At 40.6% G+C, this 19,684-nt stretch carries 18 protein-coding genes; 11 read left to right on the top strand and 7 right to left on the bottom strand.

Going from position 1 to position 19,684, the window contains the following annotated elements; genetic code table 11:
- Positions 1–12: 12 nt before the first annotated feature.
- The 3 genes from G6053_RS09335 to G6053_RS09325 all read left to right on the top strand — a co-directional run bounded on the left by G6053_RS09335 (position 13) and on the right by G6053_RS09325 (position 3,965).
- Positions 13–1,455 (top strand): serine hydrolase domain-containing protein, encoded by a 1,443-nt coding sequence (locus tag G6053_RS09335; RefSeq protein ID WP_165306278.1) that lies wholly within the window; start codon positions 13–15, stop codon positions 1,453–1,455.
- A gap of 287 nt (positions 1,456–1,742) precedes the next feature.
- On the top strand, positions 1,743–2,807 hold the full coding sequence (locus tag G6053_RS09330) for an IS110 family transposase (RefSeq protein WP_108634995.1): 1,065 nt from the start codon (positions 1,743–1,745) through the stop codon (positions 2,805–2,807).
- A 183-nt stretch (positions 2,808–2,990) separates the two neighbouring features.
- Entirely contained in the window at positions 2,991–3,965 is a 975-nt protein-coding gene (locus G6053_RS09325; protein WP_165306277.1) for a D-glycerate dehydrogenase, read from the top strand.
- 145 nt (positions 3,966–4,110) lie between these two features.
- On the opposite strand, the gene G6053_RS09320 is transcribed toward G6053_RS09325, so the two are convergent.
- Complete coding sequence (locus tag G6053_RS09320) at positions 4,111–4,977, bottom strand: mechanosensitive ion channel family protein (protein WP_165306276.1); 867 nt, start codon at positions 4,975–4,977, stop codon at positions 4,111–4,113.
- 147 nt (positions 4,978–5,124) lie between these two features.
- Here G6053_RS09320 and G6053_RS09315 point away from each other — a divergent pair, with 147 nt between their 5' ends.
- The 6 genes from G6053_RS09315 (at position 5,125) to G6053_RS09290 (ending at position 10,771) form a co-directional block, all read left to right on the top strand.
- Positions 5,125–5,991 carry a helix-turn-helix transcriptional regulator gene (locus G6053_RS09315; protein WP_165306275.1) on the top strand — a complete coding sequence of 289 codons (867 nt, stop codon included), beginning with the start codon at positions 5,125–5,127 and terminating at the stop codon, positions 5,989–5,991.
- Positions 5,992–5,993: 2 nt separating this feature from the next.
- Positions 5,994–6,419: a DUF983 domain-containing protein gene (locus G6053_RS09310; protein WP_108632352.1), complete on the top strand. Its 426-nt coding sequence runs from the start codon at positions 5,994–5,996 to the stop codon at positions 6,417–6,419.
- A gap of 26 nt (positions 6,420–6,445) precedes the next feature.
- Entirely contained in the window at positions 6,446–7,624 is a 1,179-nt protein-coding gene (locus tag G6053_RS09305) for a cysteine desulfurase family protein (protein ID WP_165306274.1), read from the top strand.
- Between the two features lie 80 nt (positions 7,625–7,704).
- The gene (locus tag G6053_RS09300; protein WP_108632354.1) at positions 7,705–8,031 is read left to right on the top strand and encodes an iron-sulfur cluster assembly accessory protein; all 327 of its coding nucleotides are present in this window, start codon (positions 7,705–7,707) and stop codon (positions 8,029–8,031) included.
- Between the two features lie 250 nt (positions 8,032–8,281).
- Entirely contained in the window at positions 8,282–9,328 is a 1,047-nt protein-coding gene (gene asnA, locus G6053_RS09295; RefSeq protein WP_241254966.1) for an aspartate--ammonia ligase, read from the top strand.
- Positions 9,329–9,427: 99 nt separating this feature from the next.
- Positions 9,428–10,771, top strand: a complete 1,344-nt coding sequence (locus tag G6053_RS09290) for a DEAD/DEAH box helicase (protein ID WP_241254965.1) — start codon at positions 9,428–9,430, stop codon at positions 10,769–10,771.
- Positions 10,772–10,857: 86 nt separating this feature from the next.
- Here the strand turns inward: G6053_RS09290 and G6053_RS09285 are convergent, their stop codons facing one another.
- From G6053_RS09285 to G6053_RS09270, 4 genes are all read right to left on the bottom strand, one after another.
- On the bottom strand, positions 10,858–11,586 hold the full coding sequence (locus G6053_RS09285; RefSeq protein WP_165306271.1) for a menaquinone biosynthesis protein: 729 nt from the start codon (positions 11,584–11,586) through the stop codon (positions 10,858–10,860).
- Positions 11,579–12,205 (bottom strand): histidine phosphatase family protein, encoded by a 627-nt coding sequence (locus tag G6053_RS09280; protein WP_165306270.1) that lies wholly within the window; start codon positions 12,203–12,205, stop codon positions 11,579–11,581. The genes G6053_RS09285 and G6053_RS09280 overlap by 8 nt, the downstream gene beginning before the upstream one ends.
- 17 nt (positions 12,206–12,222) lie before the next feature.
- Positions 12,223–13,422, bottom strand: coding sequence for an aminofutalosine synthase MqnE (mqnE, locus tag G6053_RS09275; RefSeq protein ID WP_165306269.1), 1,200 nt, complete (start codon positions 13,420–13,422; stop codon positions 12,223–12,225).
- Between the two features lie 133 nt (positions 13,423–13,555).
- Positions 13,556–15,379, bottom strand: a complete 1,824-nt coding sequence (locus G6053_RS09270; RefSeq protein ID WP_165306268.1) for an ABC transporter ATP-binding protein — start codon at positions 15,377–15,379, stop codon at positions 13,556–13,558.
- A gap of 270 nt (positions 15,380–15,649) precedes the next feature.
- Here G6053_RS09270 and G6053_RS09265 point away from each other — a divergent pair, with 270 nt between their 5' ends.
- Positions 15,650–16,810 carry an aminotransferase class I/II-fold pyridoxal phosphate-dependent enzyme gene (locus G6053_RS09265; protein WP_165306267.1) on the top strand — a complete coding sequence of 387 codons (1,161 nt, stop codon included), beginning with the start codon at positions 15,650–15,652 and terminating at the stop codon, positions 16,808–16,810.
- 148 nt (positions 16,811–16,958) lie between these two features.
- The gene (locus G6053_RS09260) at positions 16,959–17,816 is read left to right on the top strand and encodes a prephenate dehydrogenase (protein WP_262707654.1); all 858 of its coding nucleotides are present in this window, start codon (positions 16,959–16,961) and stop codon (positions 17,814–17,816) included.
- A gap of 205 nt (positions 17,817–18,021) precedes the next feature.
- Here the strand turns inward: G6053_RS09260 and G6053_RS09255 are convergent, their stop codons facing one another.
- Both G6053_RS09255 and G6053_RS09250 read right to left on the bottom strand, forming a co-directional pair.
- Complete coding sequence (locus G6053_RS09255) at positions 18,022–19,218, bottom strand: tetratricopeptide repeat protein (protein ID WP_165306266.1); 1,197 nt, start codon at positions 19,216–19,218, stop codon at positions 18,022–18,024.
- Between the two features lie 71 nt (positions 19,219–19,289).
- Positions 19,290–19,673 carry a hypothetical protein gene (locus tag G6053_RS09250; protein WP_165306265.1) on the bottom strand — a complete coding sequence of 128 codons (384 nt, stop codon included), beginning with the start codon at positions 19,671–19,673 and terminating at the stop codon, positions 19,290–19,292.
- Positions 19,674–19,684 lie beyond the last annotated feature (11 nt).

Raw genomic sequence — 19,684 nt, 5'->3', positions numbered from 1 at the left:
CTAACAATGGTTATGAAACATTTTTATACAGCAATATTGTTGGGCATCACTTCTTACTCCTTTGCCCAGACAAATCAAGCGGAACAGGTCAACAAAGGAGTTTATAACAAATTGGAATTTTTTATCAATTCCCAGATGACAGACTCTGCCTATAATCTAGCGAGCGACTCCTATAAACAGCAATACAGTCTTCCGAAATTCACACAGATGTTGCGGCAGATCTACCCTTTGGGTAGGGTAAAAAGTTCTGAAATCACTAGTTTTGAAAAAGGAGCGGCAACCTACCGCCTGGATTTTGACAGTCAGTCTTATGAGCTATTATTTGCCACAGATTCAACACTTAAGTTTAACACCTTACACTTTAGCCAGCTGAACCAACCTGCTTCAGATAAAAGCAGCCCAGAAAAAACGATAGAGACAGTCACTCCGTCAAAAACCGTGGACAAAGATGACTTTTTCATCGACTCTGTTGCAAATTCTTACCTAAAGCAACAAAATGCCCAGTCTCTTGCCATAGGCATTATTAAAAACGGGCAGTCCAAAACCTATTTCTACGGCGAGACAGCAAAAGGCAATCAAACATTACCAACAACAACCTCGCTTTACGAAATCGGCTCGCTCAGTAAAGTCTTTACAGCCATCTTATTGTCCAATCTCGTTGAAGAGGGCACAATAACGTTAGATCAACCCATATCCTTATTCCTTCCTGATACACTCCAAAAGAACGAAGATCTGGCTAAAATAACGTTTCAGATGCTAGCCAACCACACATCAGGATTTCCGAGGCTGCCAGACAACTTTGAAAAAGTAAAAGGATACAGCGGAAATGACCCTTACAAGGCATACGATAGAAAAGCACTCTATAACTATTTATCCGGTTTCAAAAATCAAAAGACACCGGGGCAGGAATACGAATACAGCAATCTTGGCTACGCGGTACTTGGGGATATCATCGCTAGCATCTACAAAAAATCGTATGATCAAATTGTCCGCGAAATAATCTGTAAACCACTTGAAATGAATAATACCTTTCAGGTATTAGATCCAAAAAGAAAAGATACTTTTAAAGTATACGATAAGAATGGGCAGGAAGTAACGGCCTGGTCTTTCGATGCTTTCAGTGCTGCCGGCGGGTTAAAATCCACCTTGGAAGATTTACTTAAATTTGCGAACGCACAGTTTAAGATGCCGCAGAGTCCACTGGAAAATGCAATGGCCAACACTAGATTGTTTACCTTCTTTCTTCCGCCCGACACTGATTTGGGGTTAGCATGGCACATGAACCTACTTGATGATCTTACTTTTTATTGGCATAACGGAGGGACAGCCGGAAGCAGTTCTTATCTGGCTTTATCTCCGGATAAAAAAAGTGCCGTAGTCGTCTTGTCCAATGTCGCACTTTCAGTCGATAACCAAGGAAAAAGCATTTTGGATTATTTGCTTCATACAAAATAAAAAAGCAAAATATCATTATCAAAGCTATATCGAAACAACGATATAGCTTTTATTTTTACTGAGAAATTAGAAAAGGTCATTATATTGTTGTTATACAAAATGTATTGGCTGTTCGTGTGAGACGAGATGTGGCTAGGTAAACAGATCGTTATACCGTAAAAAAGGAATTGTCCACACGATTTTATTCTCAGGAGTCTGAACAGTACTTAAGGCCGCTATTTCGAGCCTGGATAAAACAAAAGGATAGACGAAGGAGGATTAAGTCGATACGATTTAAATTCTTGACTATGGCTATTAGTAAACAATGCATTGGGATAGATATCTCAAAAGCGACATTCACAGCATGTCTGTGTCAGTGTTCAGATGATGGAGAATTAGTGTTCTCCAAGACAGTGGATTTCAGTAATGATAGCAAAGGGTTCAACCAGTTTCTGCGTTGGGCCAAAGGAGTCATTGCGAAAGATGCAGCACTTGTTTTTTTGATGGAGGCTACCGGTGTGTATTATGAGAACCTTGCCCACCATCTGCATAAGATTAAGAAAAGGGTTCATGTTGTTCTTCCCAATACGTCAAAGCACTATTTTTCGAGCCTCAATATCAAGACCAAAACGGATGCTGTTGATGCACGGATCCTGAGTCAATTCGGTGTAGAAAGGATCCATAAAGCATGGAGTCCTCCTCCACCAGTCTTATTGCAGCTGAGAAATCTGACCAGATACCATGTCCAGCTACAGGAGCAGAAAACGGCATTAGGTAACATCAAACATAGTAAGGACTGTTCGCATGCTATCCAGATCTTTATACTAAAAAGCAATAAAAAACTTATTTCTGAGATAGATAAGGAGATTGGCAGATGCATCGGGGAAATCAACAGGCTGGTAAAGTCAGATCTGGGGCTCCATAAAAAAATAGAGAAGCTTGCAACAATAAAAGGGATTGGAATGATCACCATGGTTACCATTCTTGCCGAAACAATGGGGTTTGAACAGTTCGGTAGCGCCAAACAACTTGTCAGCTATGCTGGATACGATGTTGTTCAGCGGGAATCTGGGACATCTGTAAAAGGAAAAACCAGGATCTCGAAAAAGGGGAACAGGTATATCAGGAATGCGCTGTATTTTCCGGCTATGGTAGCTTGTAGGCATAATTCTGTGCTAAAGGAAGCTTACACGAGAATCATCCAGAAAAAGCCGTCAAAAATGGTCGGACAGGTTGCCGTACAGAGAAAATTATTAATCTTAATGTATACACTTTGGAAAAATGATACCGTGTTTATAGAAAATTATAAAGTAAGTAGTCCCGATCCGAAAACCGAGACTACACTAGATAGTTCAGAAGCTGAACTTCTTTAGAATACAAAAATACTTTTTTGTCTAAATATTTGGAATTTAAAACAGTACCTTTTTTTGTTCTAATAAAAACGATTTGTTTTGTTGTGACCCAAATGATTAAGAGTTAACTTTGATTACAGGCCATATAAAACGGGCCCTCTTAATTTTGTTTTACAACAAGCTATAGGATAACACAACATTTACATGAAGATATTTATTACGAAACGAATTCCGCAAAAAGGTATAGATTTATTACAAGCTGCCGGACATCAGGTAACAATACATGACTCATCCATTCCGCTCTCTCCTAGCGAGCTTATTCAAGCCGGACAACAGTGCGACTATGTCCTGAATGGCGGTATGCAAAGGTTTGATGTGGATTTTTTCAAAAACTGTCCCAATCTTAAAGCGCTATCCCTAATGAGTGTTGGTTATGATAACGTTGACGTTTCTGCAGCAACTCAATACCGCATCCCCGTAAGCAACACTCCGGGCGTGCTGTCTGGAGCTACGGCCGATGTTGCCTTCCTGCTGATGCTAGCTGTTTCCAGAAAAGCTTTCTTTAACCATAACCAGATTCTTCGGGGACAATGGAAAGGCTTTGACCCAACTGCTCATTTAGGTATAGAACTTAACAATAAAACATTGGGTATCTATGGTCTCGGAAGAATTGGTTTCGAATTTGCCCGAAAAGCAAGAGCGGCGTATAACATGGAAATCATCTATTATAACCGTGGGCGCAACGCGGAAGCCGAGCAGGTCCTCGGGGCAAGATATGTCAACTTTGATGACCTGTTGACACAAAGTGACGTTCTTTCCATTCATGCCGCACTTACTGCGGAGACAGCCAATAGATTCAATCAGGAGACATTTAAACGCATGAAAAATACGGCGATTCTGGTCAACACTGCACGTGGAGGATTGGTGAAAGAAGAAGACTTAGCCAAGGCGCTGCTTGAGGGGGAGTTATGGGGAGCCGGACTCGATGTGACAAATCCCGAACCGATGGCAGCCGACAACCCTTTGTTGAATCTTGAAAATGTCTGTATTCTGCCCCATATCGGATCCGCAACCGTCGAAACCAGAGACAATATGGCCTTGATGGCGGCAAGCAATTTATTGGCAGCGATCAGAGGCGAAAAGATGCCACAAACAATTAATCCAGAAGTCTATACATGAAACGACATTTTTTTCAGTTCCTAAATAAGCTCAATAAAGCAATTCTTCCCAAATATGGGAAGAAGGATCCGCTTAAACTAAAAAAGTACCAGCAAGCCATAATAGCCTACCGGTACTTTATTCTTATTCGTGCTCTGGCAGATGATTAAACGTCGACCTTAACCGGACTTCCTTGGTCATTTGCATTAGGGACAATGCTAATCTGTGTAGGATTGGGTGCAACACTGATTTCATTCCGTTCCAGTTCCAGCATAATTTTTTCCTGCATCGAATTGCGTGCAGCCCAATAATGCTCACGCTTTGTCCATGCTCTTACCGTTAATATGATTGAATTATTTCCCAATTCTTTAACAAATACTGTTGGCTCAGGTGCAGTCAGCACAGTTTCATTAGAACGAAGCACCCTAAGAATAATGTCCTTTGCATCCTTCACATTCTTATCGTATGATATGCTCACCGTGTATTCAAACATCCGTTGAACTATTTTTGTATAGTTCTTGATCACCGAATTGGCTAACGGACCATTCGGGCTGAAGATTCGGACACCATCGTCGCCGATCAATGTCGAGTATAAAATATCAATGCGCTCTACTGTCCCCGAAGTACCGTTGGCACTTGATATATAATCCCCGACTTCAAATGGTCTAAACATCAGAATCAATACACCTCCGGCAAAATTGCTCAGGCTCCCTTGAAGTGCCATACCAACGGCCAAACCAAAAGCAGACAAGGCTGCAATAAATGAAGTGGTCTGTATGCCAATTTGGCTTGCCACGGTCAATAGCAACATTACCCACATTACGATCTTTACAATGCTGGAGATAAATGTGCGGATTGAGGGATCCACATTTCTCTTCTCAAAACGTTTGTGCAGCAATCGGTTGACCAAAGCTATAACATATTTACCGATAACCAATAAAACAATACCACCAATAATACCCGGTATCGAATCGATGACGATATCAGTCAATCGTCCAAATCTAGTTTCCAAACTATTTAAATTACTTTCCATATGAATTAAATATATTTCCACGCCTTTTGAAACAAGTATTGTTCCAACATCCTTGCCTGATGTTCAAAATATTAAAATCGTTGAAAAATACCATAAAACAACAAATTAACACCACTAAATAAAGATTATTAAAGCTAACTTTGTATTATGAATAGAAAAAATACCATTCCAATCATAGATAGTTGCAGTCTGGATCTCAACAACAAAACAACTATCCATATTGATGATTTAAGTGAATACGTCATCAAACATGATAATATGGTGTTTCCTCACAAGCATAATTTTTTTCATTTTGTACTATTCACGAAAGGTTCAGGTAATCATATTATCGATTTTAATCACTACAAAATTCAGCCATTTCAGATTTATTTCATGGCTCCCGGTCAAGTGCATACATGGAACTTTGCGGGTGATGAAGCGGGTTACGTGGTTAATTTTTCGATTGATTATTTCCAGTCCTTTTTATTACGGACAGATTATCTGGAGCGCTTTAGTTTCCTACAGGGTAAAATCGAACATCTAATTTTTGAACTGGAAGAACCTTGCCGTGCGCAGGCGACAAATATCCTTGACGAAATCTTGTCGGCCAAGTCTGTCGGATTATCAGAAGATTATATTCGTACCCTTCTGCTCCAATTTTTATTGTTTGTTTCTATTTGTTCAGAAAAAGAGCAAAAAGAGGGCAGCAACCCGTATAATCATAAAATATTCAATAGTTTTCAGCAATTGGTAGAGCAACAGTTTAAATCCACCAAATTACCGAGCATATATGCCGATCAACTGTTTATCACCCCCAATCACCTGAATGCGATCTGTAAATCCTATATCGGTCAGTCCGCGGGTGAGATCATCCGCAACCGAATTGTTCTGGAAGCGAAGCGACTCTTGATCAATCGAAATTTAAATATCACTGAAATTGCAAATGAATTGCAGTTTAAGGACAACTCTTATTTCACCAAATTTTTTAAAAAATACACTGATCTCACACCTGAGGAGTTCAGAAAACAATTATAACTATGGAAGAAGTTAAATACGAATTATCCGAATTTAAAGCGGCATGGCAAGCAAAATGTCCAAGGTGTAGAGTCGGTCATGTATATAAAGGTCCGGCCTATGGTCTAAAGGTTCAAAAAATGAACAGTCACTGCGAATATTGTGGCCTTCGTTATGAGCGTGAACCAGGCTATTTCTATGGTGCCATGTACGTCACCTATGCATTTGCCATCGCGGAGATGGTCACAGCCTGTATGGCAACTTATATCTTTACTGGAAATGATTCATCCTTCATTCTCTATGCGACTGTTGCTATATTAAGTGTTGTATTAATGTCTCCCTTCAATTACCGGTATTCACGTATCATTTTGATGTACTGGCTGACCCCGGGATTACGCTATGACCCTAATGTCAAAAAGAAGGAAGTTGATGTGAAAGCTTCTGCATAAACAGCATTATCCTTATCTTTATACTGATGAAGGATACCATATATTTGGACAACAATGCAACCACCCGAATTTTGGATGAGGTATGGCAGGAGATGACCCCTTATTTCATCCAAAATTACGCTAATGCGTCCAGTGTTTACCACCAGATGGGTAGAGCAGCAAATGCAGCGGTCCTACAGAGCAGAGCACAGGTCGCCAAGGCTTTAAATTGTACGCCAAAGGAAATTTTTTTCAATTCCGGTGCTACGGAGAGCATCAATACCGTACTGCAGGGCGTATTCGACAGATACCGGTCCCGGGGAAATCACATCATTACAGCTGCTACAGAACATAAAGCGGTATTAAGCTGCTGCGATCAGCTGACCAAACAGGGTGCCCTAGTCACCTATCTCCCTGTTGACGAACGAGGGCACATTTCGCTAGATGATCTTAAAAGTGCCATTACAACCAAAACCATACTAATCTGCCTGATGGCGGCGAATAATGAAACAGGCGTACTTTCTGAGATCGGACAGGTGGCAACCATCTCGCAAGAAGAAGATATCCTATTTTTTTGCGACGCCACACAAGCAATCGGGAAAGTTGCGATTGACCTGCAACAGCTCCCCATCGATCTCTTATGTTTAAGTGCACATAAAATTCACGGCCCAAAGGGAATCGGTGCGCTGTACATTCGACGCAAGTCAAAGCCAATTCAGCTTACACCATTAATTTTAGGCGGCGGTCAGGAGAGTGGTTTTCGGGGCGGTACCTACAATGTTCCGGCTATCGTCGGCTTTGGAATGGCGATCTCCATGCTAACTCCGCAAGTCTATGCGACCGTTCAGGAGTATCGGGATCTGCTGGAAAATGAATTGGCTGATATCCCTGAAATTACGATACATGGGCAAAATACTCCCCGACTCCCAACGACAAGCTATATCAGTTTCAAACATGTGCTCGCAAGCGAGATTATGACCGCCTGTCCTACTTTGGCCCTGTCCTCAGGCTCCGCCTGTGTAACCGGATCAAGGGAGCCCTCGCATGTACTGCTGGCCATGGGTATATCCAAAGAAGATGCGCTTTCTGCGATCAGATTTAGCTTAAGTATTTTGACTACGCGTGAAGAAATTCTACAATGTGCACAATTGATCAAAGAAGCCGTACAAAAAATAAGGGATCAATCGCCGATATGGCAACTTTATAAAGCGGGTTTGATCAGTTAATTTATGACATTCTAAAAACCTAAGAGCAGACGAAATATAGCGAGATTGTATGTATCTTTGTTGTAGACAAAGATAGAACTATGATTACAGTTACTGATAAAGCAAAGACTCGTATCGAGGAAATCATGAAGGATGAGCAATATGACAGCAATTACTTTGTGCGTGTTGCTGTAGAAAGTGGTGGTTGCTCAGGCTTAAGCTATAAACTGAATTTCGATAATGAGGAAAAAAAGGGAGACCAGTTTTTCGAAGATAAAGGAGTTAAAATCTGTTTGGATATTAAATCATTCCTCTATTTAGCGGGAACGGAACTTGACTACTCCGATGGACTGGACGGAAAGGGATTTGAATTTCATAATCCAAATGCAAGCCGCACCTGTGCCTGCGGAGAAAGTTTCTCGGTATAACCTGATCCCATCCAATAGAACAGAAAAAGCCCTGAAATAATTTCAGGGCTTTTTTTATCAGCGGCCAAGGTTAGTTGCACCGACAAATTAATAGTTTTATAATTACATATTGGCCTATTCGCTTTTTCTTGTAATATTTATATTTTTTCAAGATTTTAATGGATAAATATCAAAAATCACAACAAAACATATTAGCAAATGTTATTTTCATATTTTTGTATCAAATAACTGAATAAGAAAAAATGATGCGATGTACAACGATCCGTACATTGCTTTTCAATTGACTCATATGGAGGGAAGAAAACTTTTAAATACCGAAGTTGCTATCAGCTTCGTTAAAGATACATTTGTCCAAGAATTAAAAAACAAGCTAAATCTGATTCCAATTTCATCACCGTTGGTGGTTCTGGATGGCACAGGATTAAACGATGACCTGAATGGCATCGAGCGCCCTGTTTCCTTTCCGATCAAATCCCTAAATGAAAAGCGTGCCGTCGTGGTTCATTCGTTGGCGAAATGGAAAAGAGTTCGGCTAAAAGAGCTTGAAATGTTACCGGGTGAAGGTATTGTCACAGACATGAAAGCCCTTCGTCCTGATGAGGATTACACCCCCATACATTCCATTTATGTGGATCAATGGGACTGGGAGAAAGTGATTGGAAAGGATCAACGTAATTTGGCTCTCTTGAAAGATACTGTACTCCATATATACGAATCACTTCGATTTACAGAATTGCAGGTAGAACGTAAATACCCTCATATAAAAGCGATCCTACCGGAGACCATCACATTTATCTCCTCGGAAGAGTTACTGCAAAAGTACCCCGATTTAAGTGCCAAAGAACGAGAAAATGCCATCACAAGAGAATACGGTGCAGTATTTCTGTACGGCATTGGCGGCGCACTGAGCAATGGGGTAGCACATGACGGTCGGGCGGCAGATTACGACGATTGGAGCACCACTAACGAAGCTGGCTACAATGGTTTAAACGGCGATATTCTGGTTTGGAACCCGATTTTAAATTCAGCATTCGAACTTTCATCCATGGGTATCCGTGTCGATAAAAAAGCATTAGCCCATCAGATGGCAATCAGAAATTGCAGCGAAAAGTCCAAACTCACGTTCCACAGTATGCTTCTTAACGATGAACTGCCCGAGTCTATGGGCGGCGGTATTGGCCAGTCGCGTGTATGCATGTTTATGCTAAAAAAACAACATATCGGCGAAGTACAGGTCAGCATCTGGGAAGAGGATAAAAAACAAGCTCTACGAGAAGAAGGTATTGACATACTATAAACCGATACTTATAAAGTATTATAATTCGGATCTTAAAAAGCATTCATTTGCAATAAAGGCCAATACAAAAATCTAATAAAGGTAATCCATCTGAAAGAGGTGGATTACCTTTTCGTTTTAATTCGTACTTTTGTTGCCATGCAGCTAGAAGCTATTCTAAACAAATTAGGTATTTCATCCCTGAATGAAATGCAACAAAAGGTATTGGACGCCTATCAACAAGATAAAGATCTCATCCTACTCTCCCCTACGGGGTCAGGAAAAACATTGGCCTTTTCATTATTAATACTACAACAGCTAAAAGATATTGCCCGTGAAGTACAGGTCCTGGTTTTAGTCCCCACCCGTGAACTTGCTTTACAGATCGAGCAAGTCATCCGGAAACTGACAACAGGATACAAAGTGACTTGCGCCTATGGTGGCCATAGCACACGAATCGAAAAAAATGCTTTCAAAGATGCGCCATCTATTCTCATCGGTACTCCCGGTCGAATAAAACAGCATCTTGAAGAAGGAAATTTTGATCCGACACAGATCCATACCCTAATACTGGATGAATTTGACAAGTCATTGGAACTTGGATTTCATCAGCAAATGGATTTTATCATTCGGCATATGCCCCAAATTAAGTCGCGCGTATTGACATCTGCGACAACGATGGAAACGATTCCGGCCTTTACACAGATTCAGGATCCCATTACTGTCGATTTCCTGAAAAATGCAAACAATATCCCACGGATCACAATAAAAAAAGTAGTTGCTACCAGCCAAAAGAAACTCGAAGCACTATTAAAACTTATCTGCAAGATCGGCACAAAAAAAATGATTATTTTTTGCAACCACCGCGATGCTGTAGAGCATATCAGTGACTTATTGGATAATCGCAATATTATTCATGACATTTTTCACGGAGGCTTGGAGCAGCAGGACCGCGAACTAGCGCTGCTAAAGTTCAGAAACCACTCCAACAATGTCTTGATTACAACAGATCTTGCTGCCCGGGGGCTGGATATTCCCGAGGTAGATGCCATCATTCATTATCAACTTCCGCATAAAGAAGATGACTTTACCCATCGTAACGGACGCACGGCACGTATGCAGGCCAAAGGTGATGTGTATGTGATATTAAAACCCGAAGAAAATTATCCCTACATTTCCGCTGATACAGCTGAAGAAGAATTCCCGGATTTTTATGATCTTCCCGAAAATTCTCCCTTTGCGACACTTTATGTCAGCGCAGGAAGGAAGGATAAAATCAACAAAATTGACATTGTTGGCTTTCTATTAAATCTGGACGGAATCGAAAAAGACGATATTGGCATTATCGAAGTCAAAGACAAAGTTGCTTATGTTGCTGTTAAACGCAAACTTGCTTTAACGATCATTAATGCCGCAAATGGACAGAAGGTCAAAGGCCGAAAAGTGAAAGTTGGCAGAACTTAGAAAGCATAACGACGTGTATCTACGTGTAAAAAAAGAGGTTTGCTGGCAAACCTCTTTTTTTATTTGGCACGCTAAGCTTTACTTGATCAATCCAGATCTTTTAAATAGCCCAGATAACATTGTACAGCTTCCCGTTTTTTATCCGTTAGGTGAAAGTCAAGATGAGCCGTTAAATATTTTGTATAGTCAAATCCTTCAAATTCAGGCAGTCCCTCAATGACATCGGTCGCATGAGCTACGCCATAGGCGAGCGCATCATTGAAATCTTTCACAAACGATTCGGGCAACTTTTTATTGCTTACCCAAAGGGCAAACGCAAAAGGCAATCCAGTAAAATCAAACCATTCCTTTCCCAAGTCATAAACATAGGGTACGGTATTCTTTTTACCGAAGGTGCGGTCACCGATCAGGACATAAGCATCTGGCTCCACCCCGTCGTCAGTAATTAACTGAACATCTCTTTTCCAATAATTTTTTAGAAGCACACGGGCCAGACCATTCGATGTACGCGATTGCTTGTCCAATCTGAGGGTTTCCACCTCGGTAATGGGCTTATTGGAAAAAATAAACACCGAATCAACGGCGCCTTCGGTTCCAATACAAAAATCCGTATTGATGTAATATTCGGGGAGATTTAATAGTGCGGCCGTTGGAATAATTCCCATATCGGCCTCGTCATCTATTACTTTTTGTGCGCAGGCACTTGGATAATCGACACTGAGATCAATCTGATCCATAACCTTTGATTTACGTATTCCGTTCAAAAACGGATAAGTGTTTGTGTAAGATACGGCTGAAACTCTAATTTTATTCATTCATTAATGCTTCTAAGTGATCTGTATTGTAATGATCTATAATTTCAAATTGACCATTATCGTACAGCAATTTATATAAAGCAGTATTTGTGTGCGGAAAATCGTCCATATATCGGGCATCAATGCCAGTCATCAGGCAAAGCATAATACGTAGTGCACGACCATGCATGCAAACAAGGATATTTTCCTCATTTGTTTGGGCCAGCATATGATCCAGTGCAACTTGCTGACGGTTCATCAATGCGTTAGGAGACTCTCCATTTTCAATACTGACATCCAATTCTCCGTTACGCCATGCAGCAACCAATTGTTCAAAACCAGTCAACAACTCGGGCGTCTGCTCCTTTCCTTCGTAGATTCCCCAGCTAATTTCGTCCAATCCGACGAGCTGTTCCCAAGGCAAGTTAAGATCAATAAAACCCTTTACCGTCTGGTGGGTACGCAATAAAGTTGAAGTGTATACTTTGTCAAAAGGCACCGTATTGTACCGTTCAAAGAAAGCCTGAGCCTGAGCCATTCCGGTTTCATTTAATGGAGAATTAACCCCTCTCCCCTGCACAATGCCTTTTAAATTTAGATCAGTCTGTCCGTGTCGTATAAAATAAAATGTCTTTTTCAAAATGGGTATAGTCTAATTTATGAGTTCACAACAGGTAGTGCGTAATAACTTTTCTTTTTGGAGTCTTCGTCAAAGACAACATCTTTATAGTCTGTTACCACATTATATAATGTATCCCGTTCGATGGGATGACGTCCTACCTTCTTGATTAATTCCACGACCTCTTGCGTTGTCATCCCGGGTTTTTGCTCCTCGGCACCGGCCATGCTGTAGATTTTGGTTGTATCGTCCAAAGTGCCATCAATATCATCCACACCGAAAGCCAACGATAATTGTGCAGTGTCTCTCGAAATCATGGCCCAATACGCTTTGATATGGTCAAAATTATCCATGTAGATCCGCGCAACCGCATAGTTCCTTAAATCTTCAATAACCGAAACCTCGGGGATGTGCGACATTTGGTTTTCCTTATTCCGAAATTTCAACGGAATAAATGTTTGAAATCCGCCCGTTTTGTCTTGAAGCTGTCTCAAACGCTCCATGTGATCCACCCGGTGCCAAAACTGCTCAATGTGACCATATAACATCGTTGCGTTGGTATGCATCCCCAGACGATGCGCCTGCTCATGAATGTCCAGCCATTGTTCAGCGGTACATTTGTCGTGCGCAATCTGTTCCCTGATTTCCGGATGAAAGATTTCTGCTCCACCGCCGGGCATTGAGTCCAGGCCACAAGACTGCAAATACTTCAGGCCATCATAATGGCTCAACTTTGCTTTCTTGAAAATGTAATAATATTCTACTGGCGTGAGTCCCTTAATATGTAATTCTGGTCGATGTGCTTTACATCTTTTAAAGAAATCCGCATAAAACTCCAGATTCTGCTTCGGCACAACACCACCTGTAATATGCACTTCGGTAACGGCTTCATTGTCATATTTCCTCACAATATCCATCATGCCATCGACTTCCATTTCCCAACCTTCGGCGCGCTCTTTTATCAGCCTGGAATAGGAACAGAATTTGCAGTCATATACACAGACATTGGTGGGCTCTATGTGAAAATTGCGATTAAAAAAGGTATGGTCTCCATGACGTTTCTCACGAATGTAATTGGCTAAGACACCAAGATACCCCAATTCACCCTTTTCATATAAAAGAACTCCCTCATCAAAAGTGATACGCTCCTCTCGCAAAACTTTCTCCGCTATATTTCTTAATTCAACGTCTAAATTTTTATCATTGATCAAGAAATTTAATTTATCTAATGCGTTCATTAATGTATCTCCTATCTTAAACAAATGTACCGAAAAGGCAACAAAAGTTATAATAAAAATGTGATAACACTTATTCAGCAGTGTATCTTTTCCCTGTTATAAAGACGATGAAAACTCTGTCAAAACAATACCTTTAATCTGTAAATTGCTGCATTTCGATCAACTTCTTATATAAGCCTTCGTGTTGCAATAATTCACTATGGCTCCCTGTCTCAACAATCTTTCCTGCTTCGATCACAACGATCTTGTCCGCATTTTGAATCGTACTTAGACGGTGGGCGATGACCACTGTTGTCCGGTTGTCCATCAATTTATAGAGTGAATCCTGTACCAATTTTTCAGATTCGGTATCCAAAGCCGAAGTCGCCTCATCCAGTAGCATGATCGGTGGATTTTTCAGCACTGCCCGAGCAATACAGATCCGCTGACGTTGTCCACCGGACAATTTCCCCCCTCTGTCGCCAATATTCGTTTGGTATCCATGATCAGTCTTAAGAATAAATTCATGTGCATTGGCGATCTTCGCTGCTGCTTCAATTTCTTCCTGACTCGCAGACAGGTTGGCAAATGCGATATTATTGAAAATGGTATCGTTAAATAAAATCGACTCCTGATTGACCACACCGATCATATTACGCAACGAATCCTGATCCAGCTCTCTTAAATCCACACCGTCGAAAAGGATCTGACCATCGGTAACATCCATAAAGCGAGGAATAAGGTCGACCAATGTTGATTTCCCTCCACCAGAAGGACCAACCAAAGCCACTACTTTTCCCTTTTCAATCGTCAGGTCTATCCCCTGAAGGATTTTCTTATCCTTCGTGTAAGCAAAATTCACGTCCTTAAAAACAATATTTCGTGCAAAACTTTCAACTTTTTTTGCATTAGGCCTGTCGGTCACTTCACTCCGCTCATCGACCAGTTCCAATACCCGTTCTCCAGCCGCAAGACCATTATGAATACCACTAAAGGCATCAGTCAATGCTTTTGCAGGCCGCATAACCTGTGAAAAAATAGCAATGTAGGCGATAAAAGCGGGAGCAGTCAAACTCTGATCCCCTGAAAGCACCAGATGGCCACCATATAACAAGATGATGGCCACCATGATGACCCCCAATAACTCCGAGACAGGTGAACTCATTTGTTGCCGCTTAGCCATCGCACGCCCGATATTAGCATAGCGTTCGTTCTCGTTGTGAAATCTATTTTTGATAAAAGAAACTGCATTGAAGGCCTTGATGATTTTGACACCTGATAATGCTTCGTCCAGATAGGAAATCATGTTTCCATAGGACTCCTGTGCCGAACGCGCCTGACTTTTCAGATTCTTTACAATCCGGGCAATAAAAAATGCAGAAATAGGAATAACCAACAACGAAAAGAAGGTCAGTCTTGCTGAAATATTAAACAGCATCACGATATAAGCGATCAATTGCAAAGGTTCTTTGAATACCACTTGCAATGTACCCGTGACCGAATACTGCACAACTTGTACATCGGATGCCACCTTTGAGACGATATCTCCTTTGCGTTGCCCTGTAAAATAGCCAACGTGTAGGTCCATTACATTATCAAATACAGCTCTACGGAGCTTTAACAAGGTGTGGATCCGAAAATTCTCCATAATCCGCTGGCAGAAATAGCGGAAAAGATTGCTTATAAATACAGAAATTACAATAACAATACAAACGTACTTTAATGCGCCATAAGCACCCAATTGTTCATTTGCCATACTAGCGTAGTAATTAAACCATGCTAAAATATCGGTGTAAGTATCAGGTTTTACTGTTTCGACGGTAGCTTCCCCTGTATTAAAAAGTGTATGAAGTAATGGAGCGAGTAATGCTAGATTTAATGTGCTAAAAACAACCGTAATCAAGGTGCAGATTACATACGGAATTGCAAATTTCTCAATGGGTTTAGCAAATGATAAGAGCCTAAAATATGTTTTCATTTATTTTGAACTAAGACAAATTAATTTTATACAAAAAAGTAATTTGCCGATCTCTCCTCTTCCGTTAGGATTTCTTTTAGCGAGGAAATTGAACAAAAATAACAAATTAATCAAGAAAAGCACTCATACACTTCTTTTCAATAAAATTGTTGCACCTCAGTGATAAATACAGAGCGGCGCATTAAATTGAAAAAACGACAAAAATAGCTGCTTTTTATAGATAATTCCCTAATTTAGCTTCATTCAAATACCAAAATTATTAAAAATAAAATGCAAATAGACGTTGCCAAAAGATTGCAGCACACTGAAGAATATTATTTCTCAAAAAAATTAAGAGAAATAGATGAGTTAAATAAACAGGGTGTACGTGTAATCAATCTAGGAATTGGAAGTCCTGACTTGCCTCCTCATCCGGAGGTAATTGCGACATTGAATGAGAATGCCCAACTTCCAAATGTACATGGCTATCAAAATTATAAAGGAGCTCCAGCTCTAAGGCAAGCTGTTGCAGATTGGTATCAACGCTATTATCAAGCTACTTTTAATCCGAACACCGAGATCTTACCGCTCATTGGATCGAAAGAAGGAATCGTACACATTTGCATGACTTACCTCCAAGAAGGAGATCAAGCGCTAATTCCTAATCCCGGTTACCCGGCCTACGCTGCGGCCGTAAGATTAAGTGGAGCAGAAGCAATTACCTATAAGCTTACGCAGGAAAAAAATTGGCTGATTGACTTTAACGAACTTCGTAAACAAGATCTGTCTAAGGTCAAGTTGATGTGGATCAATTATCCGCACATGCCTACGGGTGCCTCGGCCTCGGATGCATTTTATGGTGAATTGATTGCGTTCGCAAAGGAATACAACATCCTCATCTGCCATGACAATCCCTATAGTTTTATCCTGACAGATAAACCACGTAGTATCATGAGCATAGAAGGCGCTAAGGATGTCGCGATCGAGTTAAATTCTTTAAGCAAATCATCCAATATGGCGGGCTGGAGAGTCGGAGTATTGGTTGGTAGTGAGGAGCGTATCAATCAGGTACTACGTTTTAAAAGCAATATGGATTCCGGAATGTTTCTTCCCGTTCAACTAGCCGCAGCGAAAGCCCTGCAGCTGGACGCATCCTGGTACCAGGATTTAAACAAAATTTATGCTGATAGACGTCAGAAAGTTTATGAAATCATGGACCTATTGGGCTGTTCATATCAAAAAGATCAGGTAGGCTTATTTGTCTGGGCCCAGATCCCGAACACCTATGCTGACGGTTATGCGCTGAGCGATGCGGCATTGAATAAAGCACGTGTGTTTATCACACCGGGAGGAATCTTTGGAGATGGTGGCAATCAGTATATCCGCATCAGTCTCTGTGCCACGGTTGAAGTTCTTGATGAATCCATCCAACGTATCAAAGAAAGCTTCTAGCAGCAATTTTCAATGTTAACATTTCAGTCAGATGAAATAGCTCCTGATAACGAAAAACAAAACAGCTATTTCATCTTATGCTAAAAAAGACGGGACTTCAAGAGCCCATAAAATAAATGTGAAGCATTTATACATACAATAAACACGAATTAATAATTATTCACATATGAATATTGCCATCGTAGGCGTAGGCTTAATTGGCGGCTCAGTTGCCATTCGCCTAAAGGAAACAAAATTCTGCAGTAAGATTATTGGTGTAGATAAAAGCGAGAAAAATCTTGACAAAGCGAAGCAGATCGGCTTTATCGACGAAGCAATGACCTTGGAAGAAGCAATAAAAACATGTAAGGTACTTATATTGACTATTCCTGTTGATGCTATTTTGCAGGTCGTTCCACAGATTCTTGATCAGGTCACCGATCAAGTAGTTATCGATATGGGATCCACCAAAACAAACATACTTAACAAAATCAAAGACCATTCAAACCGAGGACGCTATATTGCGGCTCACCCTATGGCAGGTACAGAATATTCTGGCCCAGAAGCTGCCGTTGCGGGTCTTTTTAAAGGAAAGATGATGGTTTATGTCGAGGCCTTCAGGACAGATGAAGACGCTTTCGAAATTACGGATGCGATCACGGATCAACTGGAGATGCGCACTTGCTTCATGAACGCTGACGAGCACGATGTGCATACAGCCTATGTTTCGCATATTTCTCATCTTACTTCATTTGCCTTAGCATTAACAGTATTGGAAAAAGAGAAATCGCAGGGACGCATATTTGAGCTTGCAGGATCAGGCTTTGAATCCACCGTGCGTTTGGCCAAAAGTTCCCCCGATATGTGGACACCCATCTTCAAACAGAATCGGGAAAATGTACTGGAAGTACTGGAGGAACATATCAAGCAACTACAGTCGTTACATGATTCCATTGCTAGCGAAGACTATGACAAATTGCACAAACTGATCAAGCGTTCAAATAAAATTAAGCGCATCATTAAATAGGGCGAGCATTCATAATAGACCACCTATCTATCGTAATGGTGTAACACAAGTCAATTGCAGCTCCAGTCAGCACTTGCCTAAAATAGAAACGGGGGCCGTCCTAACTTTGGACCGTCCCGTTTCCATTTCATTCGTCCTCCAAAAAGTCTCCACTTAACTATTCAATTCTCCAGTGGTACCTTTTATTTGAATCGCTTTCTTCTTTTTACTCGTCTTCCAATTCGTTAAACTTATCTAAATCAAACTTCGCCCCTACCGTATCACCAAGCTTTTCTTTGATAGCGGCACGATAAGAATATAAGTCCGAATAATAAGGATTCAACTCAATAGCCATTGAATAATCAGCCAACGCCCCGTGCATATCTTCCAGTCTTTCCTTAAGATCTGCCCGTAGAGAATATACATAAAAGTCCTCCGGATTCAGTTCGACCAATCGGTCGAAATCAGACAATGCTTCAGATAGACAACCTAAGCGCTCAAATAAAGAAGCCCGTTCCTCATAAACGATAGACGAGTTATTGTCATTTTCTTCAGCTTTAGCATAGTCCTGCAGCGCTTTTTCGGAATAACGGTATGATTCGAATACCTTCGCACGGAAAACATAGGCGGCAGTTTGATGGTCATCCAGTTCAATTGCCCGATTAAAATCATTCAAAGCTAGCTCAAAACAGGTGAGTTTAAGATAGAGACTTCCCCTAAAAACAAAGAGATTGCTATTATCTGCCGTATTTTTGTTGATAGCTAAGGTATACAATTCGATTGCCTTCAAATAATCATAACAGTGTACATACTCAAGTCCCAACGAATTCAACTCATCCATACTGAGATCTTTCTGCGTAGATTCTAGCTCTTGAATGACGAGGTTCTCTGCTTCAAAGTAGCTTACTTCAGCTTGGTTTTCCTGCCACTCCAAAACACTATGATAGTTAAAATCCAATCTTTTGGCAATCTGGTAATCATAAAATGCGCCTTCATCTTCTCCGATAATGCGATAGACCAGGCATCGGCTTGCATAAAAATAGGGTTCTTCCTTAAAATATTCAATTGCTGTGGAATAGACAGCTATAGCTTCATCATAAGCCTTTATTTTAAAATAATAGAGCCCAAGGTAACTGTAAGCCAACACGCTTTTCGACAAAGCAATTGCTTCTTCAAAAAGCTGCACAGGATCTTCATCACCGATGATTCCAATAGAAAAGCCTCTTAACAAAAGTTTGATATCTTCTTCCTTGATATGATCAAAGTGGTCTTGGGGTAAGGAAATGATATCCGCTGGAAAAAAAGACGAAATTGGCAAAAAAGAGAACTTAGCAAGCAATACAGGTGTCGGAATTTCAAAATCCGCTTCTGTAACAGCTTTGTCCCAAAGGGTAACAGATAGATTTGATATCAGTTGCTTCATACCCAAAACTAAGCTAAATTTCACTATAAAAGAAATTTAAAGGTCTGCACCCCCTGTTTAAGAAAATAGCTTTAATTCAGGTCTCCGGTCAAATAAAGATATTTGTACCGAACAATATCTCGTGAATTGGTAAATCTGACAAGTTTTTCATGTTTAAAGACATAATTGGAAACTTTATCCTCCATTAAACGTAGAAATTCCACAAACTCCGCAAAAAAATCCTGACGTTCACCAGCTGTAAACTGACTATTTCTTACAATCCAGAAGAACTGTTCTTCATTTACATGAAAAGACACTTCATTTTTCTTCTCTTTTCGAAAAATAAAAATCGGATCATTTTCTTGGTTAATAAACAAAGCAAAACCAGTATTTCCCCCATCCAGGTTTACCACAAAAGCAGAAAAATAGACGGTACCTATCTGTAAATTTTCCAGACAAATTAATTTATGCAACATCAGGTCGACAG

The organism is Sphingobacterium sp. DR205 (genome assembly GCF_011064245.1).
In the GTDB taxonomy this organism is placed as follows: Bacteria; Bacteroidota; Bacteroidia; order Sphingobacteriales; family Sphingobacteriaceae; genus Sphingobacterium; species Sphingobacterium athyrii.
This window is presented reverse-complemented; position numbering and strand designations above follow the sequence as displayed.